Source organism: Falsiroseomonas ponticola, from assembly GCF_016805305.1.
GTDB classification, from domain to species: domain Bacteria; phylum Pseudomonadota; class Alphaproteobacteria; order Acetobacterales; family Acetobacteraceae; genus Falsiroseomonas; species Falsiroseomonas ponticola.
Window position 1 is genome coordinate 847,040 of record NZ_JAERQN010000001.1, and the last position, 21,792, is coordinate 868,831.

Annotated in this window: 22 protein-coding genes; 14 read left to right on the forward strand and 8 right to left on the reverse strand. The window is 72.3% G+C overall.

The genetic code is table 11. The features are described from left to right. Positions 1 to 9 precede the first annotated feature (9 nt). From JJI54_RS04065 to JJI54_RS04075, 3 genes are all read right to left on the reverse strand, one after another. Entirely contained in the window at positions 10 to 867 is an 858-nt protein-coding gene (locus JJI54_RS04065) for a GNAT family N-acetyltransferase (RefSeq protein ID WP_203071173.1), read from the reverse strand. Between the two features lie 5 nt (positions 868 to 872). Beyond that, the gene (locus JJI54_RS04070) at positions 873 to 1,358 is read right to left on the reverse strand and encodes a Fur family transcriptional regulator (protein ID WP_203071175.1); all 486 of its coding nucleotides are present in this window, start codon (positions 1,356 to 1,358) and stop codon (positions 873 to 875) included. 128 nt (positions 1,359 to 1,486) lie between these two features. After that, positions 1,487 to 1,951, reverse strand: a complete 465-nt coding sequence (locus JJI54_RS04075; protein WP_203071177.1) for a MucR family transcriptional regulator — start codon at positions 1,949 to 1,951, stop codon at positions 1,487 to 1,489. 122 nt (positions 1,952 to 2,073) lie between these two features. Between JJI54_RS04075 and JJI54_RS04080 the strand changes: the two genes are divergently transcribed. After that, complete coding sequence (locus tag JJI54_RS04080; RefSeq protein ID WP_203072316.1) at positions 2,074 to 2,361, forward strand: sulfurtransferase TusA family protein; 288 nt, start codon at positions 2,074 to 2,076, stop codon at positions 2,359 to 2,361. A 254-nt stretch (positions 2,362 to 2,615) separates the two neighbouring features. Continuing rightward, on the forward strand, positions 2,616 to 3,188 hold the full coding sequence (locus JJI54_RS04085; RefSeq protein ID WP_203071179.1) for a hypothetical protein: 573 nt from the start codon (positions 2,616 to 2,618) through the stop codon (positions 3,186 to 3,188). Between the two features lie 75 nt (positions 3,189 to 3,263). Here JJI54_RS04085 and JJI54_RS04090 read toward each other — a convergent pair whose 3' ends face one another. Further along, on the reverse strand, positions 3,264 to 3,680 hold the full coding sequence (locus JJI54_RS04090) for a GNAT family N-acetyltransferase (RefSeq protein ID WP_203071181.1): 417 nt from the start codon (positions 3,678 to 3,680) through the stop codon (positions 3,264 to 3,266). Next, positions 3,677 to 4,315 (reverse strand): tRNA (adenosine(37)-N6)-threonylcarbamoyltransferase complex dimerization subunit type 1 TsaB, encoded by a 639-nt coding sequence (tsaB, locus tag JJI54_RS04095; RefSeq protein ID WP_203071183.1) that lies wholly within the window; start codon positions 4,313 to 4,315, stop codon positions 3,677 to 3,679. Before tsaB ends, JJI54_RS04090 begins: the two co-directional genes overlap by 4 nt. A 97-nt stretch (positions 4,316 to 4,412) precedes the next feature. On the opposite strand from tsaB, the gene JJI54_RS04100 reads away from it, so the two are divergent. The 6 genes from JJI54_RS04100 (at position 4,413) to JJI54_RS04125 (ending at position 10,711) form a co-directional block, all read left to right on the forward strand. Next, positions 4,413 to 5,741: an aspartate aminotransferase family protein gene (locus tag JJI54_RS04100; RefSeq protein WP_203071185.1), complete on the forward strand. Its 1,329-nt coding sequence runs from the start codon at positions 4,413 to 4,415 to the stop codon at positions 5,739 to 5,741. Between the two features lie 77 nt (positions 5,742 to 5,818). After that, on the forward strand, positions 5,819 to 7,108 hold the full coding sequence (locus tag JJI54_RS04105; RefSeq protein WP_203071186.1) for an ATP-binding protein: 1,290 nt from the start codon (positions 5,819 to 5,821) through the stop codon (positions 7,106 to 7,108). 83 nt (positions 7,109 to 7,191) lie between these two features. Beyond that, positions 7,192 to 8,175 (forward strand): CobW family GTP-binding protein, encoded by a 984-nt coding sequence (locus JJI54_RS04110; RefSeq protein ID WP_203071187.1) that lies wholly within the window; start codon positions 7,192 to 7,194, stop codon positions 8,173 to 8,175. A 58-nt stretch (positions 8,176 to 8,233) separates the two neighbouring features. Next, the gene (locus tag JJI54_RS04115; protein ID WP_203071189.1) at positions 8,234 to 9,268 is read left to right on the forward strand and encodes a WD40 repeat domain-containing protein; all 1,035 of its coding nucleotides are present in this window, start codon (positions 8,234 to 8,236) and stop codon (positions 9,266 to 9,268) included. A gap of 11 nt (positions 9,269 to 9,279) precedes the next feature. Further along, positions 9,280 to 10,101, forward strand: a complete 822-nt coding sequence (locus JJI54_RS04120; protein ID WP_203071191.1) for an aldo/keto reductase — start codon at positions 9,280 to 9,282, stop codon at positions 10,099 to 10,101. Positions 10,102 to 10,105: 4 nt separating this feature from the next. Beyond that, positions 10,106 to 10,711 carry a LysE family translocator gene (locus JJI54_RS04125; protein ID WP_203071193.1) on the forward strand — a complete coding sequence of 202 codons (606 nt, stop codon included), beginning with the start codon at positions 10,106 to 10,108 and terminating at the stop codon, positions 10,709 to 10,711. A gap of 4 nt (positions 10,712 to 10,715) precedes the next feature. Here the strand turns inward: JJI54_RS04125 and JJI54_RS04130 are convergent, their stop codons facing one another. Further along, entirely contained in the window at positions 10,716 to 10,958 is a 243-nt protein-coding gene (locus tag JJI54_RS04130) for a hypothetical protein (RefSeq protein WP_203071195.1), read from the reverse strand. A 136-nt stretch (positions 10,959 to 11,094) separates the two neighbouring features. On the opposite strand from JJI54_RS04130, the gene JJI54_RS04135 reads away from it, so the two are divergent. Further along, a complete protein-coding gene (locus tag JJI54_RS04135) occupies positions 11,095 to 11,508 on the forward strand; it encodes a DUF3775 domain-containing protein (RefSeq protein ID WP_203071197.1) in 414 nt (137 codons plus the stop codon). A 69-nt stretch (positions 11,509 to 11,577) separates the two neighbouring features. Here the strand turns inward: JJI54_RS04135 and JJI54_RS04140 are convergent, their stop codons facing one another. Together JJI54_RS04140 and JJI54_RS04145 are read right to left on the reverse strand one after the other, a co-directional pair. Further along, positions 11,578 to 12,303, reverse strand: a complete 726-nt coding sequence (locus tag JJI54_RS04140) for a DUF1194 domain-containing protein (protein ID WP_203071199.1) — start codon at positions 12,301 to 12,303, stop codon at positions 11,578 to 11,580. 90 nt (positions 12,304 to 12,393) lie between these two features. Further along, complete coding sequence (locus JJI54_RS04145) at positions 12,394 to 13,545, reverse strand: DegT/DnrJ/EryC1/StrS family aminotransferase (RefSeq protein ID WP_226381363.1); 1,152 nt, start codon at positions 13,543 to 13,545, stop codon at positions 12,394 to 12,396. A gap of 161 nt (positions 13,546 to 13,706) precedes the next feature. On the opposite strand from JJI54_RS04145, the gene JJI54_RS32585 reads away from it, so the two are divergent. From JJI54_RS32585 to JJI54_RS04170, 5 genes are all read left to right on the forward strand, one after another. After that, on the forward strand, positions 13,707 to 15,770 hold the full coding sequence (locus JJI54_RS32585; protein WP_203071203.1) for a methyl-accepting chemotaxis protein: 2,064 nt from the start codon (positions 13,707 to 13,709) through the stop codon (positions 15,768 to 15,770). 75 nt (positions 15,771 to 15,845) lie between these two features. Beyond that, positions 15,846 to 17,915 (forward strand): methyl-accepting chemotaxis protein, encoded by a 2,070-nt coding sequence (locus JJI54_RS04155; protein ID WP_203071205.1) that lies wholly within the window; start codon positions 15,846 to 15,848, stop codon positions 17,913 to 17,915. A gap of 61 nt (positions 17,916 to 17,976) precedes the next feature. Then, positions 17,977 to 20,043 (forward strand): methyl-accepting chemotaxis protein, encoded by a 2,067-nt coding sequence (locus tag JJI54_RS04160; protein WP_203071206.1) that lies wholly within the window; start codon positions 17,977 to 17,979, stop codon positions 20,041 to 20,043. 41 nt (positions 20,044 to 20,084) lie between these two features. Beyond that, positions 20,085 to 20,852 carry an alpha/beta fold hydrolase gene (locus JJI54_RS04165; protein ID WP_203071208.1) on the forward strand — a complete coding sequence of 256 codons (768 nt, stop codon included), beginning with the start codon at positions 20,085 to 20,087 and terminating at the stop codon, positions 20,850 to 20,852. Then, a complete protein-coding gene (locus JJI54_RS04170; RefSeq protein WP_203071209.1) occupies positions 20,846 to 21,787 on the forward strand; it encodes an AEC family transporter in 942 nt (313 codons plus the stop codon). The genes JJI54_RS04165 and JJI54_RS04170 overlap by 7 nt, the downstream gene beginning before the upstream one ends. Positions 21,788 to 21,792 lie beyond the last annotated feature (5 nt).

Here is a 21,792-nt window from a genome sequence, read left to right on the forward strand (position 1 = left end):
GCGAAAAGACTACCCGCCCGCCGTCCGCTCATAGTGGCGGTAATACTTGTCGGTGATGAGGTCCGTCTTCACCACGATGCAGACATCGGTGGTGTTGAACTGGTGGTCGATCACCGCGCCATCGCCGACGAAGCCGCCGAGGCGGAGATAGCCCTTCACCAGCGGCGGCAGCGCCACCATGGCCGCCCGCATGTCGAGATCGCCGGGCGGGATGCGGTCCATGGCGACGTGGCGGCCCGGCACGGCGCGGGGGCGGAGCGCGGGCGGGGCCAGGTGGTTGGCGTGGAGGTAGGAGAGCTGCGGCGCCAGCGCATCGACATCCGTGCCGGCCAGGGAGGCGCAGCCGAACATCAGGTCGATCCGGTGGCGGAAGACGAAGGCCGCGATGCCGCGCCACAGCAGCTGCAGCGTGCCGCGGGTGCGATAGGCGGCGGCGACGCAGGAGCGGCCGAGTTCCATCACCTCACCCGGGAAGGCCAGCAGGGGGGCGATGTCGTATTCGCCGGCGGAGTAGAAGCGGCCGAGCCGTTCGGCGGCCGGGCGGCGGATCAGCCGGTAGGTGCCGATGACGGCCTCGGGGCCGTTGCCGAGGTCATGGTCCAGCACCAGCAGGTGGTCCGCCACCGCGTCGAATTCGTCGCCGTCGCGGCGGGCTTCCAGCGTCGCGGCATCGGCGCGCGCGCCCATCTCCTCGTAGAAGACCTGGAAGCGCAGCGCCTGGGCAGCGTCGATCTCGGCGGCGGTTTCCGCGATGCGGAGGCCGAGATTGCCGGCGCGCAGCTCCTCGAACCCCTCGGCGCGCGGTGCCGCGCGGGGCGGGTCCGCGGGCAGGGGCGCGTCCTCGGGCAGCGGGCCATCGACACTCATCGGTTTCAGGCCTTGGGCTTGGAGCGGCCGCGGGGGGCGGGGGTGGGGGCGCCCTTGCGGCCGAAGAGCTCGAGCCGCTGGCCGACCAGGGTGAAGCCGAGGCGCTCCGCGATGGCGCGGGCCACGCGTTCGAATTCCGCATCCTCGAATTCGATGACGCGGCCGGTATCGACATCGATCAGGTGGTGGTGGTGGCCGCGATCGGTCGGGTCGTAGCGGGCGCGGCCGCCGCCGAAGTCGCGGCGTTCCAGGATGCCCTTCTCCTCCAGCAGCCGGACGGTGCGATAGACGGTCGCGACCGAGATGCGGTCGTCGAGCGCGGCGGCGCGGCGGTAGAGTTCCTCGACATCCGGATGGTCCTCCGCCTCGCTCAGCACGCGGGCGATGAGGCGGCGCTGGCCGGTCATCTTCAGGCCGCGTTCCACGCAGAGCCGCTCGATCCGGGAGGGATCGGGGCGGGTCGTCTCGGCGTGGCGGTCGTGGCTGTGCATGCGTCGGGCGATGGGTCCTGCTGGGGCCGGGGTTCAGCCCGGCCGAGGCGGCGGCATCAATAGCGCCTGTGGCCGGAGGCCACCACCCGGGTAGCTCGGCCGGGGGCCGGGCTCCGCGGGGGCGGGTCCTAGGCTTCGCGTGCCGCGGCGCCGGCCCGGCCGCGCGCGGCGGCGCGGGGGCGGGGCTTGGTGCCGAGGCCGATGCGCTTGGCGAGGGAGGAACGATGCTTGGTGTAGTTGGGGGCGACCATGGGATAGTCCGCCGGCAGGCCCCAGCGTTCGCGATACTGGTCGGGCGTCAGGTTGAACGAGGTCTTGAGATGCCGCTTCAGCATCTTGAGCTTCTTCCCGTCCTCCAGGCAGATCAGGTATTCCGGGGTGATGGACTTCTTGACGGGGACGGCGGGCTGCGGCCGTTCCGGGGTTTCCGCGGCGGGCTGCCCGATGGTGGCGAGGGTGCGGTACACGTCCTGGATCAGGTTCGGCAGATCCGCGACGGCGACGGGATTGTTGGAGACATGGGCCGAGACGATTTCGGCCGTCAGGCCCAGCAGATCAGGGTTCGCCCCAGGGTATGCCGTTGTATCGGCCATGCGTCTCGTCCTGCCCGCGTCGTCGGGGCGCGATTGCCCGACTATTTCCCCGGCCGGCGGGCGCCATGCCCGATGCCGCGACGCGCCGTTGCCACCATATTGCCGTGAATCGCCGTTTCGCAATGACGTTTGGTGATGAGAAGGGTCGCAGCGTGGTGAATCATCCCGGATTGCAAGAACAGAGTCACGATGTGGCACTGGATATCACCACCGAGACTTGCCCCATGACCTTCGTCCGCACGCGCCTGGCGCTGGACCGCATGTCGAGCGGGCAGGTGCTGCTGGTGCGGATGAAGGGGGAGGAGCCGCGCCGCAACGTGCCGCGCACGGCGGCGGAGCAGGGGCATGGGGTGCTGGGGGTGAGGGAGGGCGAGGGCGGGGTGACGGAGGTCTGGCTGCGGCGGAAGTGAGGGAGCAAGCACCATGGCTTGCAGATCGACCGCAGCCAATTATTGCGATTTCGTATCAATATACTGATTTGCGTGGCCGCTGGACGACGAGTGAGAATTCGCACCGCGAGGTTGCGCGCTGCCAGTCGAGTGTCTCGTTTCGTCGGCACCTTGTCGACAAATGGCGTGTCTAAAAAACTACCTGTTTTTATCTGAGTTCTCGACGCTTGTAGTCGGATGATAGCGTCCTCCGGCTCTGTTGGCAGGAGAGCAGAATGTCTGCGAACGTGTCCGGCACCTCCCCGTGGGACCAAGCCAGAGTGTACGAGTACTATAAGATACAACGTGCCTATATTGAGCACGAGGATAATCTGATAAACCATCGCAATACGTGGGGAACAACGATTCAGTCGTTCCTTATCGCTACATTTGGCTTCTCGGTTCAGAAGATATTCGAGGTCGCGGAGAAGATTTTGTCTCACAGCGATGCTGCGGCGTCAGTCCTGCTGGCGAAGTTCATACTCATATTCATGCTGTTTTTGCTGCCGCTCTGCATTGTCGGGCTGATGACGGCGGTTTCGCAAAAGCGCTCGGTGAGGGCGGCCTACGACGCCATCGACGCCGTAAGGCGGAATTACGATTGCGTTGCCAAAACGAACGACTTCGAGCGGATTTACTCCCTAGTTCCGATCACTGGCGGGGGAGATCGACATCTTCAGAATCGCGGCTTCAATATATCCGGCAAAATGCCGAAGATCTTCATGTATTTCTGGTTGATTGTCGGCTCGTTGTGCCTGCTAACATTGCTTGTGGCTGGCTTCGTTTCATTTGGCCAGTTAAGGGTGTAGGCATCATGGAGTTGATCGCCCCGGCGCCATTTCGCGGCACGCGATGCGATTGACGCGCTCGAATGAGGAGGCGTCTTACGTCTCCAGCCCCCGCCGCATCACCACCGCATCCGCCCCATCCGCGTAGTATCGCCGCCTTCGCCCGACCGTCGAAAAACGCGCCGCCGCATACAGCGCCCGCGCCGCCTCGTTCCGCTCGCTGACCTCGAGAAACATCGCCCCCGCCCCGCGCACCACCGCGCCGGCCATGGCCTCTGCCAGCAGCGCGCCGCCCACGCCCTTCCGGCGGGCGTCGGGCGCCACGGCGAGGGTCAGGATCTCGGCCTCATCGGCCGCGACGCGGCATAGGATGAAGCCTGAACCGTCCCGCAGCACGCCGAAGGCGCCGGGCATCTCCAGCATCAGGCGGATCGCATCCTCGCCCCAGCGTTCCGCGGGCTCGAAGGCGAGGGCGTGCAGGCGGGCGGCCTCGGCGATGTCGAAGCCGCTCATCGCGCCGCGGGCAGGCGGACGGCGGGGGGCTCGACATAGAGGGGCGTCGCGTCCCGCCAGGGGATTTCCCCAGTCAGGCGGCGCAGCGCGACCAGGCCGGCGGCGGCGGCATCCGGCAGGCGGCTGTCGGTCAGCATGGCGTCGAAGCCGCGGGCCAGCAGGCGGGCGGCGGCCAGGGGGGCGGCGTCGCCGACCAGGGCGACGGGGCCCGGGGGTGCGGGGATGTCGCGCTCGGCCATCGGCTCGGGCGCCGTGCCGGCGTCGAGGCGTTCCAGCAGGAAGCGGCCGCGCTTGGTGTCGATCGCGGCCCAGACGGCCCGCGCCTCGCGCAGCCCCTCGGGCAGGGCGGCGGCCAGGGCCTCCCCGGTCGTGACGCCGACCAGGCGCGCGGCGGTGGCGAGCGCGATGCCCTCGGCGAGGGCGATGGCGGTGCGGAGCCCCGTGAAGCCGCCGGGGCCGACCACGACGGCGACGGCATCGGGGCGGGCGCCGGCCAGGACCTGCTCGGCCAAGGGCGGCAGGGCGGTGGGCTGGCCGCGGGCGCCCCCCTGGGCGGCATGCGCGACCAGCGCGCCGTCCTGGAACAGGGCGGCGGAGCAGCGGGCCAGCGAACCATCGAGCACGAGCAGGCGCATGGCGCGTGCTCTAATCGCCTCCAGGAGTCGCGTCCATCACAGGCTTGCGGCGCCACCGCCCTCTTGCTTTGGTGGCGGCACAGAAGGACCCCGCCCCATGAACGAGATCAGCGTGCCGCGTCCGAACAACCTCGACGCGTTCTGGATGCCGTATACCGACAACAAGTCCTTCAAGGACAAGCCGCGCATGCTCGCGCGGGCGGAAGGCATGTCCTACTTCACGCCGGAGGGGCGGGAGATCCTGGACGGCACCGCGGGCCTCTGGTGCTGCAACGCCGGCCATGGGCGGCGGGAGATCGTGGAAGCGATCCAGAAGCAGGCCGCGGTGATGGATTTCGCGCCGACCTTCCAGATGGGCCACCCCATCGCCTTCGAGGCCGCGGCCCGTGTGGCGGAGATGACGCCGGAGGGGATGGACCGCGTCTTCTTCGTGAATTCGGGCAGCGAGGCCGCGGATACCGCGCTGAAGATCGCCCTCGCCTGGCACAAGGCCCGCGGCGACAGCCAGCGCGTGCGCCTGGTCGGGCGGGAACGCGGCTATCACGGCGTCGGCTTCGGCGGCATGTCGGTGGGCGGCATCGGCGGCAACCGCAAGCAGTTCGGTGCGCAGCTGCCTTACGTGGACCACCTGCCGCACACCCATGGCGTGCCGGGCAACCTCTTCGCCAAGGGCCAGCCGGAGCATGGCGCGCATCTGGCGGAGACGCTGGAGAACCTGGTCGCGCTGCATGGCGACACCATCGCGGCGGTGATCGTGGAGCCGCTGGCGGGATCGACCGGCGTGCTGGTGCCGCCCAAGGGCTATCTCCAGAAGCTGCGGGAGACCTGCACGAAGCACGGCATCCTGCTGATCTTCGACGAGGTCATCACCGGCTTCGGCCGCATCGGCGCGAATTTCGGCGCGGAGCGCCTGGGCGTGACGCCCGACATCATGACCATGGCGAAGGGCCTGACCAACGCCGCGGTGCCGATGGGCGCGGTCGCCACCAGCAACGAGGTGTACGACACCATCGTGAAGGGCGTGCCGTCGGGCATCGAGCTGTTCCACGGCTACACCTATTCCGGCCACCCGCTGGCCGCGGCCGCCGCGATCGCGACGCTGGAGCTGCACCGGGCGGAGGATCTGCCCGGCCGGTCCCGCGCCATGGAAGGCTATTTCGAGGAAGCCGCCCATTCCATGCGCGACGTCCCCGGCGTGATCGATGTGCGGAACATGGGCCTGGTCGCGGGGATCGAGCTGGCGCCACGCGCGGGCAAGCCCACGGCCCGCGCCATGGACGTGTTCAAGACCTGCTTCGATAGGGGCGTGCTGACGCGCGTCACGGGTGACATCGTGGCACTCTCGCCGCCGCTGATCGTGGAGCGCCCGCATATCGACCGGCTGTTCGGCACGCTGGCCGATGCGATCCGGGCCGTGCCCGCCTGACACGCGCCCGCCGCCTCGCGCCGCTGCTGCTTGCCGCCCTGGCGCTGGCCGGGGCGCTGGGGGCGGCGGTGCTGTCCATGATGCGGGCGGAACTGTCGCAGGCGCCCCTGCTCACGCTCGCCCTGGTCATGGCGGGCGCGGCGCTGCTCGGCGCGGTGCTCTGGCGCGCGGAGGTGGCGCGGGGGGAGGCGGAGGCCGAGGCGCGGGCCGCCGCCGCCAAGGCGGAGACGGAACAGCACGCGGCCAAGCTGCATGCCGACATGCTGGCGACCGCGGCGCATGAGATCCGGACGCCGCTCAGCGGGGTGCTCGGGCTGCTGGACCTGGTGCTGGGGGGAACCGGCCTGTCCCGCGCCGCGCGGGCGGATGCGCAGGCGGCACGGCAGGCGGCGGCGGACCTCATGCTGCTGCTGCGCGACCTGATCGAGGTGCCGGGCGAGGTGAAGGCGCCGCTGGCGGCCGAGCCCTTCCGCATCGACGAGACGATGGACCAGGTGGTGGCGCTGCTGCGGGCGCGGGCGGCGGCGCATGGCAACCGGCTCGCCGTCGCGATCGCCACCGGCACGCATCCGGCCTGGCGCGGCGACCCCGCGCGCATCCGCCAGATCCTGACCAACCTGGCCGCCAACGCCATCCGCTTCACCGAAGGGGGCGAGGTGCGGATCGAGGCGCGGGAGACGGCGGCGGGGCATCTGCAACTCTCCGTCAGCGATACCGGCGCCGGGATCGCCGCCGACCGGATGGCGACGCTGTTCGACCGCTTCCAGCGCAGCGAACAGGGCACGGGGCTCGGGCTTTCCATCTGCCGAGACCTGGCGGCGCGGATGGGCGGCGGCATCGCGGTGACCAGCGCGCCGGGGCGCGGCAGCCTGTTCACCGTGACCCTGCCCCTGCCGCGCGTGGCGGATGAGGAGGTGGTGGTGCCGGAACACGCCGCCCCCGCGCCCGCCAGCCCGCCGCGGCGGCCCGGCCCGCCGGTGCTGGTGGTGGATGACGTGCCGGTGAACCGCCGGCTGCTCGGCCATGTGCTGGACCGCGCGGGCTGGGGGCATGAGGAAGCGGGGGATGCGGCGACCGCCCTGTCCCTGGTGCAGTCCCGCCCCTATGCCGCGGTGCTGATGGACCTCCAGATGCCGGAGGTGGACGGGCTGGAGGCGACGCGGCGGCTGCGGGCGCTGCCCGGCCCCGCCGGCCGCCTGCCTGTCATCGCCGTGACCGCGCAGGGGGGGGATGATGTCCGCGCGCAGGCGGAAGCCGCGGGGATGGACGCCTTCCTGGTGAAGCCGGTTTCCGCCGCGGATCTGGCCGGCGTCATCACCCGCGCGCTGGCCAACCGGGCGAAGCAGGCGGGCGGCACCCCGCTGTAAGGTCCCCCCGGGCCTGGAATCAGCCCCGCATCCCCATATAACCGCCCGAACGCTGTCCGACCGCCCCGAGAGGCCCCCGATCCATGAGTGCTGCCACCACCCCCGCCCCCGTGCCCGTCACCGTGCTGACCGGCTACCTCGGCGCCGGCAAGACCACGCTGCTGAACCGCATCCTGAGCGAGAACCACGGCAAGAAATACGCCGTGGTGATCAACGAGTTCGGGGAGCTGGGCGTGGACAACGACCTCGTCGTCGATGCGGACGAGGAAGTGTTCGAGATGAACAATGGCTGCATCTGCTGCACGGTGCGCGGCGACCTGATCCGCATCATCGGCGGGCTGATGAAGCGCCGCGGCAAGTTCGACGGCATCATCGTGGAGACGACGGGCCTCGCGGACCCCGCCCCCGTCGCGCAGACCTTCTTCGCGGATGAGGATGTGAAGCGGGCCACCAAGCTCGACGCCATCGTCACCGTGGTGGACGCGAAGCACCTGCCCGCGCGGCTGGCCGACAGCGCCGAGGCGCAGGAGCAGATCGCCTTCGCCGACATCATCGTGCTGAACAAGATGGACCTGGTGGATGAGGCGGAAGCGGCGGCGGTGGAGAAGCTGATCCGCGGCATCAACCCCTATGCCGAGATCCGCCGCAGCACCAAGTCCGACGTGCCGATCGAGAGCGTGGTGGGGCGGGACGCCTTCAACCTGGCCCGCATCCTGGAGCGGGAGCCGGAATTCCTCTCCGGCGAGGACCATCACGAGCATGACAGCGAGGTGAACTCGATGTCCTTCCAGGTGTCGCGGCCGATCGACGCGGAGAAGTTCAACGTCTGGATCGGGGAGCTGCTGCAGTCCAAGGGCCAGGACCTGCTGCGCACCAAGGGCATCCTCTACTACGCCAATGACGATCGCCGCTTCGCCTTCCAGGCCGTGCACATGATCGCCGATGGCGACTACATCGGCCCGGTGAAGGACGGCGACGAGCGCAAGTCCAAGATCGTCTTCATCGGCCGCAACCTGAACCGCCCGCAGCTGCGGCGGGGGTTCGAGGCGTGCCAGGTTCCGGCCTGAGGTTGACAGGCGCCGCCCGCGCGACGAAGGCGGGCGGCAGCATGATCGGGACTGAGCAATGGCCGAAGTGACGGAAGCCGATTTCCTGCTGGCGAGCCGGGGCGTGGCGCGCGACCTCGGCGCCTGGGCCGTGGCGGCGGTGTTCGGGCGGGAAGGGCGGAGCCTGTCCTTCGCGCTGGCGGATGGCACCGTGCATGTGGCGGGCGTCGGCACGCCGGCGGCCGAGTGGCAGCGCGTGGAGGCGCATGACGGCGCCGTGCTTTCCGCCGTGGCGGATTGCCGGGCGGGCGTGCTCTCCGGCGGCGATGACGGCAGGCTCGTGCAGGTGCTGCCGGATGGCACGGCGACCCAGGTGGCCAGCTACGGCTCCAAATGGGTCGATCACGTCGCGGCGCATGAGGGCGGCGTGCGCGCCGCCTCCGTCGGCAAGACCGTGCATGTGCTGGATGGCGCGGGGCAGGCGCTGAAGTCGCTGGTCCACCCCACCACGGTCGGCGGCATCGCCATCGACGCCAAGGGCAAGCGGATCGCGGCCAGCCATTACGGCGGCGCGTCCCTGTGGTTCGTCGCCGCGAAGGAGGACAAGCCCAAGGTGCTGGAATGGAAGGGCAGCCACCACGCCATCCTGTTCAGCCCGGACGGCACCCATGTGGTGACCGCCATGCAGGAACCGGCGCTGCATGGCTGGCGGCTGGCGGATGGCCAGCACATGCGCATGTCCGGCTATCCCGGGAAGACGCGCAGCATCCATTTCTCCGGCCGCGGCCGCTGGCTGGCGACAAGCGGGGCGGAGAGCGTCGTGCTCTGGCCCTTCTTCGGCGGCGGGCCGATGGGCAAGGCGCCGACGGAACTCGCCGGGGGCGACGAGGTGCTGTGCAGCGCCGTCGCCTTCCACCCGCAGCACGAGGTGGTGGCGGCCGGCTTCGGGGACGGGTTGGTGCTGATGGCGGAAGTGGCCAGCGGCAAGGTGGTGCCGGTGGCGCCGCCCAAGGGCAGCGCCGTCTCGACCCTCGCCTGGAACGCGGCGGGCACGCATCTCGCCTTCGGGACGGAAGCCGGGCTCTGCGGCGTCGTCGACCTGTCCAAGCGGTAGGAGCGGAACCGATGCAGATCCTGGAGACGGCGCATCTGCGGATGCCGCGCCTCGGCCTCGGCACCTGGCCGATGAAGGGGGAGGAATGCACGCAGGCCGTGATCTCCGCCCTCGGCCTGGGCTACCGCCACATCGACACGGCGGAGATGTACGGGAATGAGGAGGCGGTCGGCGCCGGCCTCGCGCGGTCCGGCGTGGCGCGGGGGGAGATCTTCCTGACCACCAAGGTCTGGAACGACAAGCCGAAGGGCGATGCCATCCGCCGCGCCTTCGATGCCAGCCTGAAGCGCCTGGCGACGCCCTATGTGGACCTCTTCCTCATCCACTGGCCGTCGCCGGAGCTCGACCTGGCGGATGCGCTGAAGACGCTGGCGGCGCTGCGCGCCGAGGGGCGGGCCAAGGCGATCGGCGTCTCCAACTTCCCGCCGAAGCTGCTCCAGCGCGCCATCGGCCAGGGCGTGGGCCTCGCCTGCCTGCAGGTGGAACACCACCCGCTGCTGGACCAGTCCGCGCTGCGGCGCATCTGCGCGGCGGCGGGGATGGTGCTGACCAGCTATTCGCCGCTGGGCAAGGGGAACGTGCCCTCCGACCCCGTGCTGCAGGGCATCGGGCGGAAGCATGGGGTGACGGCGGCGCAGGTGGCGCTGGCCTGGCTGATGGCGATGCCGGGCGTCTCCGCCGTGCCCAAGGCCGCCAGCCCTGCGCGGCAGGCGGAGAACCTGGCGGCGCTGGATGTGAAGCTCGATGCCGGGGACCTCGCCGCCATCGCGGCGCTGCCGAAGGACCGGCGCTACGTGAATCCCGGCATGGCGCCGGATTGGGTGAACGGGTAGCGCCATGGCGGCCCTGGCGGCGATCGCGGGGCTGTTCCTGCTGGCCTGCGCCAGCCCCGGGCCGGTCTGGCTGGTCATCACCTCCACCGCCATCGGCGCCGGCCGCCGGGCGGGCGTGCTGGCGGGGCTCGGCGTGGCCTGCGCGACGCTGATCTGGGCGAGCATCGCCATGGCGGGGCTCGGCCTGGTGCTGGCGCGGATGGAATGGATCGGCACGACGATCCGCCTGGCGGGGGCGGCCTACCTCGTCTGGATCGGGTGGCGGATGCTGCGGGGCGCCGGCAGCCCGCCGGTGGCGCCGGGGGGCCTGCCGCGCGGTGGCGCCAGCGCCTTCCGGCGCGGCTTCCTGGCCAGCATCACCAACCCCAAGGCCGCGGCCTTCTTCGGCAGCGTCTTCGTGGTCACGCTGCCGGAAGCCGCGCCCGATGGCCTGCGGCTGGCGGCGGTGCTGATGCTGGGCGCGCTGTCCGCCGCCTGGCATGCGGGGCTGGCGGTGGTGTTCTCCACCGCGAGGGTCCAGGCCGCCTATGCGGCGTCGAAGCGGCGGCTCGACCTGGTGGTGGGCGTGGTGCTGATGGGGCTCGGGCTGCGGCTGGCGGTGGCGCGCTGAACGCTCAGGTGTGGTGCAGCGGCCGCTTGCGCATGCCGGGTTCCGCCAGGCAGGTCAGCATGGCGCGGCGGAAGGGCGGCGGGTCTTCCGCCATGGCATCCCGCCGTGCCGGATCCGCGGCGTGCAGCAGGAAGGGCGCGGCGCAGCCGAAGCCGGGGCCGCGCATCTGCGCCACCTCCGGCAGCGCATCGGCCGTGGCGGGCAGGGCCAGCATCGGGGCCAGGACGAGGATCGGCCAGGCGCGCATGGCGGGATCTTCCGTTGCTCCCGGCCACAACGCGGCGATGCCGGCTGCCGTTGCCGGGCGATTTTTTCGCCCCCCGTCTGGAACTGTGACGCCCCGCTGCTTTGTAATGGGCGCGCAGGCAGGAGGGGGGATTCCCATGGCGGCAGCATCCGAGGACGAGATCGACCTGGGCATCAGCCTGGAGACCGTCGCGACCATCGTGGACCAGGCCCGTGCCGTGCAGGGTGACGAGGAGGCGGAGCTTGGCGCGGCGGCCGATGATGGCGGCGACGATACCGACGTGGCCGGGCCGGACGACATCACGGAGGACAGCCTGCGCGCCTACATCACCGAGTTGAACGAGGATGAGCAGGCCGCGCTGATCGCGCTGTGCTGGGTCGGCCGCGGCGACTACGAGGCCGGCGAGTGGGAGGAGGCCGTGGGCCTGGCCGCGGAGCGGAATGATGGCCGCGATGCCGCCGATTACCTCCTCGGCATCGACAATCTCGGCGACCTGCTGAGCGAGGGCGTCGCCGCCTTCGGCCTGTCCCTGGAAGAAATCGAACGCTGACGAGAGACGGTCCAGGGGCGGTTCGCCCCTGGCGGATGGGGTGTGGGGAAGGCAGCGCCTTCCCCACGGTCAGGCATGGCGGATGACGGGCCCCGCCACCCCCGCAATCTCCCGGATCAGCTTGCGCCGCACCGCATTGCCGAAGGCCTCGAAATCCTCGGCCGCGATCATGAAGGCGCCCTGCCCGCCGATGACGCTGTCCCGGTAGTAGATGTCGAGCGGCACGGGCGGCGCGCGGCCGAAGGTCGGGCGGTCGTTCAGGATGGGCAGGCCGTTGATGGTGATGCCTTCCGCCACCGCGCGGTCGCGCGCCAGTTCGGCCGGCGGGCCGCTGTTGTTCACGCCGTCGCCGGAGACGTCGATGACCTTTCGCGTCGCCTCATGCGGGCATTCACCGATGGCGCGGCGAGAGGCCTCGATGGCGCCGGAGATGGAGGTCCAGGAGAGGGAGGCGCGCGGCGCCTGGGCGAGGGTATTGGCCCAGCCATCGGCATCCCCCTGGCTGGCGATGCGCGTCCAGGGGATGACGGTGCGCTGGTATTCGATGCCGGCCCATTCGATGTAGCAGAGGGCGACGGAGCCCAGCATGCCGCCGCGGATGGCTTCCACCACCTTGGGGTCGCTGATCGCGCTGCGGTAGCCTTCGCGCTGCAGCCTGGCCTCATCCTCGTCGATGGAGCGGCTGACATCGACGGCGAGGACGAGGGCGACATCCACCGGCTCATCCGCCCGGGCCGGGGTGATCCTGGCGAGGCTCGCCGCGCCGGCGGCGGCAATCAGGGACCTGCGGCGCATCGGCGGCCTCCGCGTCTGATGGTCCCGTCATGCAACAGCAACGGGGGCCGCCGGTTCAAGCCTCAATAAAGATTTTCAGCCTGGGAGGGTTCAGACCGCGCCGCTGACCGCAGAGATGACCCGCGCGACCTCCTGCTCCGTCAGGTAGGGGTGCATCGGGAGCGACATGATGCGCTGGCAGAGCATCTCCGCCACGGGCAGTTCGGGGGCGTTGCTGATGGCGCCGGCATGGGCGGCGGCGTAGGCGGGCTGCCGGTGCAGCGACTTCGGGTAGTAGATCGCGGTCGGCACGCCGGCGGCCTTGCAGGCGTCCTGGACGCGGGCGCGGGCGGCCTCGTCCTCCACCAGGATGGAATAGAGGCCCCAGGCGTGGTCGGTGCCCTCGGTCGTCACGGGGGTCTGGACCTTGCCGGCCAGGCCCTGGTTGTAGGCGGAAGCGATGCGGGCGCGGGATGCGAGTTCGGCCTCCAGCAGCCCGAGCTTCGGCAGCAGGATCGCGGCCTGCATGGTATCGAGCCGCCCGTTCATGCCGGTGCGCTCCACCTCGTAGCGCGTCTTGCCTTCGCCATGCGTGCGCAGGCTGCGCCACAGCTCCGCGCGGTCCGCGTCGTCCGTCAGCAGCGCGCCGCCATCGCCGTAGCAGCCCAGCGTCTTGGTCGGATAGAAGCTCAGCGCCGTCGCATGCCCCCAGCGGCCGAGGCGCTTGCCATGCAGAGCCGCGCCGAAGGCCTGGGCGGCGTCGTCGAGGGCGAACATCCCCTTCTCCGCGCAGAGCGCCTCGATCGCCGGCCAGTCGGCGGGCAGGCCGAAGAGGTCCACGCCCACGATGGCGGCGGGGCGCAGCCGGCCCTGGCTTTCCACCAGCGCGATGCGGCGCTTCAGGTCATCGATGTCGATGTTGAAGGTGCCGGGATGGACATCGACGAAGACCGGCGTGGCGCCGAGCACGAGGGGCACTTCCGCCGTCGCGGTGTAGGTGAAGGCGGGCAGGAAGACCGCGTCGCCCCGGCCGATGCCCGCGCCCATCATGGCGATCTGCAGCGCATCGGTGCCGGAGGAGACGCCGACGGCATGCGCGCAGCCCGCGAATGCGGCCAGCTTCTGCTCCAGCTCCTGCACCTCCGGCCCGTTGATGAATCGGCCGCTGTCGAGCACGGAGGCCAGGCGGCGGTCGATCTCCGCCCGGATCAGGGCCTGCTGGGCCTTCATGTCGAACAGGGCGATGGGGGGAGGCGTGGTCATGGTCATGCGTCATCCGGTCGATGCCGGGGTTCAATAGCCCCGGGGTGCCGCGTCGGCCAAATCACCGGGGGTTTCAGGGCGTTGCCGGGCGGCCCCGTTAGCGTGCCGGTGATGAAGGCGGGATCATGCTGGCGGCAACGAACTGAACCGAAGGTCCCCGCATGCGCCTCCGCCGCGCCTTTCTCCTCGGCTTCGGCCTGGTTGCCCTGCCGGGGCTTGTCCTCGCGCTCTGGTTCGCGGGGCAGGGCTGGCGCGCCGTCTCCGTCGCCGAAAGCGGGTTGCTGGCGACGCGCGCCATCAGCGACGTGCTGCGCGCCTCCTCCGTCTATGGCACCCAGGCGGGGCGGGTCAGCGCGGTGGCGCTGGCGGCGCAGCCGGACCTGGATGACCTGAACCGCGGCCATGCGGAGATGAGCGGCCTGCTGGCGACCGCCATCGCCAGCGCCACCGCGGCCGGCTTCGACCCGGCGCCCCTGGCGGCGACGCAGAGCCGGATGGAGGCCTTCCGGCTGCGGGCGATCGAACTGGCGCGCCTGCCGCCGGCGCAGCGCGATGGCTCGCTGCTGCGCGAATTGCCGGCCGCGCGGGCGGAGCTTGGCGGCGGCATGACGCAGCTGGCGCTGGCCATCGGGCGGGACCTGGCGCTGTCCCAGCCGGCGCTGGCCATGCGGCTGGAGATCGCGATGCATGTCGCCTCGCTGCGTGACCTCAGCGGCCAGCGATCCCTGCCGATGACGGGCTGGGTCGGCGGGCAGCCGGTGCAGCCGCAGGCCTGGCGCGCGGCGGTGGAACTCTCCGGCGGCATCCGGGAATCCTTCGCGAGCGCGGAGCGCCTGGCGCGCGCGATCGGCACGCCGCGGCTGCTGGCGGCGCTGGAGGAACAGCGGCGGAGCTTCCTCAACGGGTCGGAGGTGACCTGGCGGCGGGTGCTGGAGGAAGCCAGCGGCCGCATCGGCACCGCGGGCCAGGGCTGGTCGATGAGCCTGGCGGAATACCGCGCCTTCGCCCCGCCCGCGCTGACCGCGCAGGTGGCGCTGCGCGACGCGGCGCTGGAGGAGGCGCGGGAGTTCGGCGAGGCCGCGCTGGCGGCGGCGCGGTGGGAACTCGGCATGGCGGCGGCGACCGCCGGCGTGATCGGCGGCCTGCTGGTGGCGGCGCTTATCATGCTGCTGCGCCAGGTGATGCGCCCGATCGGCCTGCTGACCGGCACGGTGCGCCGGATCGGCGAGGGGGAGCTGACGCTGGCCGTGCCGGTGCGCGACCGGCCGGACGAACTCGGCGAGATGGCGCGCGCCGTGGACCAGCTGCGCCTGGCGTCGCTGGAGCGGGAGGCGCTGGAAGCGGCGCAGAAGGCGGAGGCGGCGGTGCAGCTGGAACGCGCGCAGCGCGTCGATGCGCTGCTGCGCGCCTTCGAGGAGGAGACCGCCGGCGTGCTGCGCAGCGTCGCCTCCGCCGCCACGCAGCTGGACGCGACCGCGGGCACGATGGCGGCGACGGCGGCGGACGGCACCCGGCGCGCCGAGGCGGTGGCGCGGTCCTCCGCCGAGGCGAGTGCCAGCGTCGGCAATGTCGCGGCGGCGACGGAGGAACTCTCCGCCTCGATCAGCGAGGTGATGCGCCAGGTGGAGGCGAGTGCCACGACGGCGCGGCAGGCGACGGAGGCGGCGGAGCGCACGGATGCGACGGTGCGCGGCCTGTCCGAAGCGGCGTCGCGCATCGGCGACGTGGTGCGCCTGATCGGCGACATCGCGGGCCAGACGAACCTGCTGGCGCTGAACGCGACCATCGAGGCGGCGCGGGCGGGCGAGGCCGGCAAGGGCTTCGCGGTGGTGGCTAGCGAGGTGAAGACGCTGGCGGCGCAGACGGCCAAGGCGACGGAGGAGATCGGCGCGCAGATCGCGGCGATGCAGACGGAGACGGGCCGGACGGTCGAGGTGGTGCGCGCCATCGCAGGCACGATCGAGGCGCTGAACCGCAACACCGCGCAGGTGGCGGAAGCGGCGTCGCAGCAGGCGCAGGCGACGCGGGAGATCGGCCGCGCCGCCGCGGCGGCCGCGCAGGGCACGCAGGAAGCATCCCACCACGCGACCGGGGTCAGCGAGGGCGCGGCCCAGACGGGGCAATCCGCGTCGGAAGTGCGCGGCGCCTCGGCGGAGCTGGCGCGCCAGGCGGAAGGGCTGCGCGGGCGGGTGGACCAGTTCCTGGGCGCCATCCGCGCTGCCTGAGGCGCGGGCCAGGGTTAAGGGACCGGCAAGCCGGCTGGCTTATGGTCGGAATGCGTCTGCCTGTCCGGGATATCCATGCGAATCCAGTCACGCTTCCTCCTCGGCTTCATCGCCATCGCCGCGCCGGGCCTGGCGCTGTCCGCATGGTTTGCCAGTGAGGCCTGGCGTGATTCCGCGCGGGCGGACCGGGCCATCCGCGCGACGCAGGTGTTCAGCGACATCGGCCGCGCGCAATCCAGCTTCGCGGTGCAGACCGGCAACCTGACCGTCGCCTTGCGCGCGCCGGCGCCGGACCTTGCCGGCATGCGGCAGACGCATGAGGCGGCGATCCAGGGCCTGGCGGCGGCCGAGCGCAGCATGGGGGCGGCGGGCAGCGATGCCGCGGTGGTGCGGGAGGCTTCGGCCGCGCTGGAGGACCTGATGCGCCGCGTGACGGCGGCGGCCGCCCAGCCGGTGCCGGCGCGCGACCCCGCCCTGCTGGCGGAGGTGCTGGCGAAGCGGGCGGATCTCAGCACGCGGATGAGCGCGGTCGGCGGCGATGCGGCGCGCGTCATCACCAGCACCGCGCCGGCCGTCGCGCCCTTCATCGAGGTGGCGCTGCACGCCATGACGCTGCGGGAAGTGGCGGGTCGCCGGGCGCTCGGCGTCTCCCCCTGGGTGGGCGGCGCGCCGATCCAGGCGGAGGCGCTGGAAGGGCTGGTCGAGCTGAGCGGCCGGCTGACGGATGCCATGGCCAATATCGAACGGCTGGTCGAGGCCTCGGCCGCCCCCCGCCTGACGCGGGCGCTGGCCGACCTCAAGCGCCTGTTCGGGCAGGAGGCCGATCCCTACTGGCGCAGCTTCCTGCGGGTGGCGCGGGCGCGGCTGCAGCCGGCCACGGCGGAGACGCCCTGGCCGCAGGATACGGCGACCTATTCGCGCTACACCATCCAGACCCTGGCGCGGCTGCTCGACATGCGCGACGCGGCGCTGGACGAGGCGCTGGAACGCGCGTCGGCGGATGATTCCTCCGCCCGCATGCGGCTGGCGGCTTCCGTCGCCGGCATGGTGGTGACGGGCGGCGTGGTGGTGCTGGCGCTGCTGCTGCTGCTGCGCGGCATGGTGGCGCCGCTCGGCCAGCTGACCGGCACGGTGCGCCGGATCGGCGAAGGGGAGCTGACGCTGGCGGTGCCGGCGCGCGATCGGCCGGACGAACTCGGCGAGATGGCGCGGGCGGTGGACCAGCTGCGCCGCGCCTCGCTGGAGCGCGAGGCGCTGGAGGCCGCGCAGAAGGCGGAGGCGGCGGTGCAGCTGGAACGCGCGCAGCGCATCGACGCGCTGTTGGTGGCGTTCGAGGCGGAGACGGCGGATGTGCTGCGCGCGGTCGCTTCCGCGGCGACCGAACTCGACGCCACGGCGACCAGCATGGCGGCGACGGCGGCGGATGGCACGCAGCGCGCCGCCGCGGTGGCGCGATCCTCCGCGGAGGCATCGGGCAGCGTCGGCAGCGTGGCGGCGGCGACGGAGGAGCTCTCGGCCTCGATCAGCGAGGTGATGCGCCAGGTGCAAGTCAGCGCCGCCACGGCGCAGGAGGCGACGGAAGCGGCGGAGCGCACCGATGCGACGGTGCGCGGCCTGTCCGAGGCGGCGTCGCGCATCGGCGACGTGGTGAAGCTGATCGGCGACATCGCGGGGCAGACCAACCTGCTGGCCTTGAACGCGACGATCGAGGCGGCGCGGGCCGGCGAGGCCGGCAAGGGCTTCGCCGTGGTGGCCTCCGAGGTGAAGGCGCTGGCGGCGCAGACGGCCAAGGCGACCGAGGAGATCGGCGCGCAGATCGCGGCGATGCAGACCGAGACCGGCCGGACGGTCGAGGTGGTGCGCGCCATCGCGGGCACGATCGAGGCGCTGAACCGCAACACCGCCCAGGTGGCGGAAGCGGCGGCGCAGCAGGCGGAGGCGACGCAGGAAATCGGCCGCGCCGCCGCGGCGGCCGCGCAGGGCACGCAGGAAGCATCCCACCACGCGACGGGCGTCAGCCAGGGCGCGGAGCAGACGGGCCAATCCGCCAGCGAGGTCCGCGCCGCATCCGCCGACCTGGCGCGCCAGGCGGAAGGGCTGCGCGGGCGGGTGGACCAGTTCCTGGGCGCCATCCGCGCGGCGTGACGTGCGTGCCCCTTCGGTATCAAGGCGGCCCGGCCCCGGGCCCTGGCAAGGATTGAGCAGGATGCGCGTTCGCCAATTGCTGCTGCTGTGCTTCGCCCTGATCGCGCTGCCCGGGCTGGTGGCCCTGGCCTGGCAGGCCCGCGAAGCCTGGTCGGAACTGCGGCAGACGGAACGGGTGGTGACCTCCACCCGGCTGATCAGCGAGGTGCTGCGCGGGCAGACCGCCTTCGCGCTGCAATCCGCGCGCATCAGCACCGCCATGGCGGTGCCGCAGCCGGACCTGGCGGATCTGCGCGCGGGGCAGGAGGAGATGCAGCGGCTGCTGGCCGCGGCGGAGATGAATGCGCGCACCGTGGGGCTGGATTCCGCCCCGGCGCGGGACGCGCTGCAGGCGATGACGGCGCTGACGCAGCGCGCCATCGCGGCGGCCCCCCAGCCGCCGGCCCAGCGGGATCCGGCGCTGCTGCGCGAACTCTCCCAGGTGCGCAACGACCACGGCAACCGGCTGAGCGGCCTGGCGCGGGAAGCGGCGCGCGAATTGTCGCGCCTGGCGCCGGCGCTGGCACCGCTGCTGGAGACGGCGATGCAGGGCGGCCAGCTGCGCGACATCGCCGGGCGGCGCGGCCTGCTGCTGAACGGCTGGGTCGGCGGCGGCGCCATCACGCCCGAGGCGCTGGCGACGGCGCAGCAGCTGACCGGCCGGGTGGAGGAGATCCTCGCGACGCTGGAACGGCTGGTGGAGGCGGTGGGGTCCGCGCCCGTCTCGCGGGCCTATGAGACCTCCATCCGCCAGGGCTACCTGGTGACCGGGGAGCCCGGCTTCCGCACCCTGGTCCGCATCGGCGGCGTGCGCCTGGCGGGCGGCAGCGAGGCCTGGCCGAACGACCCGACCGCGCATCGCCGCTTTTCCACCGGCGCGCTGACGCAGATGGTCGGCGTGCGGGATGCGGCGCTGGAGGAAGCGATCGCCAAGGGCGAGGCGATGGTGGCCAAGGGGTGGCAGGACCTCATGATCATCGGCGCCATGGCGCTGGCCACGCTGGCGGTGATGGGCGGCGCGCTGGTGGTGATCCTGCGGCGCCTCGTCTCCCCGCTCGGCGACCTGGCCCGCGTGGTGCGGCGGATCGGCGGCGGGGAGCTGACGCTGGAAGTGCCGGGCAGCGCGCGGCGCGACGAGCTGGGGGAGGTGGCGCAGGCGGTGGAGCAGCTGCGCGCGGCTTCCGCCGAACGCAACGCGCTGGAAGCGGCGCAGGCGGCGGAGCGCGAGGCGCAGGCCGCGCGGGCGGCGCGCGTGGACGCGCTGCTGCGGGAGTTCGAGGCCGAGACGGCCGATGCGCTGCGGACCGTCGCCTCCGCGGCGACGGAGCTGGACGCGACGGCGACGGGCATGGCGACGACGGCGCGGGACGGTTCGGCGCGCGCGGCCGCCGTGGCGGACAGCACGGCCATGGCCAGCGCCAATGTCGGCAGCGTGGCGGCGGCGACGGAGGAACTCTCCGCCTCGATCGGGGAGGTCGTGCGCCAGATCGACGCCAGCGCCGCGGCGGCGCGGGAGGCGACGGAGGCGGCGGAGCGCACCGATGCGACGGTGCGCGGCCTGTCCGAAGCCGCGTCGCGCATCGGCGACGTGGTGCGCCTGATCGGCGACATCGCGGGCCAGACGAACCTGCTGGCCCTGAACGCGACCATCGAGGCCGCTCGGGCGGGGGAGGCCGGCAAGGGCTTCGCCGTGGTGGCGAGCGAGGTGAAGACGCTGGCGGCGCAGACGGCGAAGGCGACGGAGGAGATCGGCGCGCAGATCGCGGCGATGCAGACGGAGACGGGCCGGACGGTCGAGGTGGTGCGCGCCATCGCCCGGACCATCGACACGCTGAACACCGCGACGGCGCAGGTGGCGGAGACGGCGGCGCAGCAGGCGGCCGCGACGCAGGAGATCGGCCAGGCGGTGGCGCAGGCCGCGTCCGGCACGCGCCAGGCCTCGGAACACGCGGCGGGCGTCAGCCAGGATGCGGAACGCACGGGCAGCGCGGCGGCGGAGGTGCGCGGCGCCTCGGCGGAGCTGGCGCGGCAGGCGGAAGGGCTGCGGGGCAAGGTGGACCACTTCCTCGGGGCCATTCGCGCGGCGTGACCCTGCGCTAGAAGGGGGGCTCCTGATGGGGAGCCCCCTGCGTGACGCCTGTTGACCACTGGATCGGCGTGCCGGGCGGGAGGCTGTTCGCCCGGGCTTGGCGGCACAAGCCGGGGCGCCCGACCATCCTGCTGCTGCATGATTCGCTGGGCTGCGTGGCGCTGTGGCGGGATTTCCCGGAGAGGCTGGCGGCGGCCACGGGGATGGGCGTCGTCGCCTATGACCGGCTGGGCTTCGGGCAGTCCGACCCGCATCCGGGGCGGCTGGCGCCGGGCTTCATCGAGGAAGAGGGGCGCGTCGCCATCCCCGCGATCCGGGCGGCGCTCGGCCTGGGGCGCATCATCCCGCTGGGGCACAGCGTGGGCGGGGGGATGGCGGTGGCGGCGGGTGCCGATGGCCCGGCCGTGGTCACGGTGGCGGCGCAGGCCTTCGTGGAGGACCGGACGCTGGCGGGGATCCGGCAGGCCGAAACCCTCTTCGCCGATCCCGCGCAGGTGGCGCGGCTGGAACGCCATCACGGGGCCAAGGCGCGCTGGGTGCTCGACGCCTGGATCGGCACCTGGCTGTCGCCTGGTTTCGCGGGCTGGACGCTGGACGGGGCGCTGGCGCGGCTGCGGGCGCCGGTGCTGGCGGTGCATGGGGAGCGGGATGAATACGGATCCGCGCTGCATCCCGAACGCATCGTGGCGCGGGCCGGCGCGGGCGGGCAGGCGGTGATCCTGCCGGGCTGCGGCCATGTGCCGCATCGCGAACAGCCGGAGGCGCTGCTGGCGGCGGTGGCGGGGTTCCTCCGGGCCCGCTCATGCTGACCGCCTTCCTGGCGGTGGTGCCGGTCTTCGCCGTGATCGGCGCGGGCTATGCGGCGGGGCGCTTCGGCTGGATGGGCCCGACGGCGAGCGGGGAGCTGAACCGCTTCGTCATCGCGCTCGGCCTGCCGGCCATGCTGTTCCTGGTGATGGCGGAGGCGGATTGGGCCCGGCTGTGGCAGCCGGGCTTCGTCGCCGCCTTCGTGCTCGGTGCCTGCCTGATGCTGCTGGCGGTGATGGCGTGGCGGCTGCGGCGGGGGGAGGGGCTGACGGCGGCCGCGCTGCAGGGGCTGAACGCGGGCTATGCCAATGTCGGCTACATGGGCTTCTCGATCTGCGGGGCGGTGTTCGGGCCGGGCAGCGTGGCGCTGGTCTCGGTCGCGACCATCCTGACGGCGAGCGTGGTGCTGGCGGTGGCGCTGACGCTGATGGAGGCGGGGCGGCAGGCGGAGGCGCATCCGCTGCGGCTCGGCCTGCGCGTCGGGGCCTCCCTGCTGCGCAACCCCGTGGTGGCGGCGCCGCTGCTGGGCGCGGCCTGGGCGATGGCCGGGATCACGATGCCGGAGAGCCTGGCGAGCGTGGCGCGGATGCTGGGCGCGGCGGCGAGCCCCTGCGCGCTGCTGGCGATCGGCCTGTTCTTCGCGCTGCCGGCGGCGCGGATGCCGGAGGGAGGCGGCCTGCCGATCGGCATCGCCCTGCTGAAGCTGCTCGGCCAGCCGCTGCTGGCCTGGCTGCTCGGGCGCTACGCCTTCGGGGTGGAGGGGGAGGCGCTGGGCGTGCTGGTGCTGCTCTCGGCCCTGCCGACGGGGACGGGCGCCTTCATGCTGGCCGACCGCTACCGCACCAACCTGGCCGCGACCTCGCGCATCATCCTGCTGTCCACCGCCGCCTCGGTGCTGACGCTGACGGCGCTGATCATGGCGCTGGGGCTGATGTAGCCGGC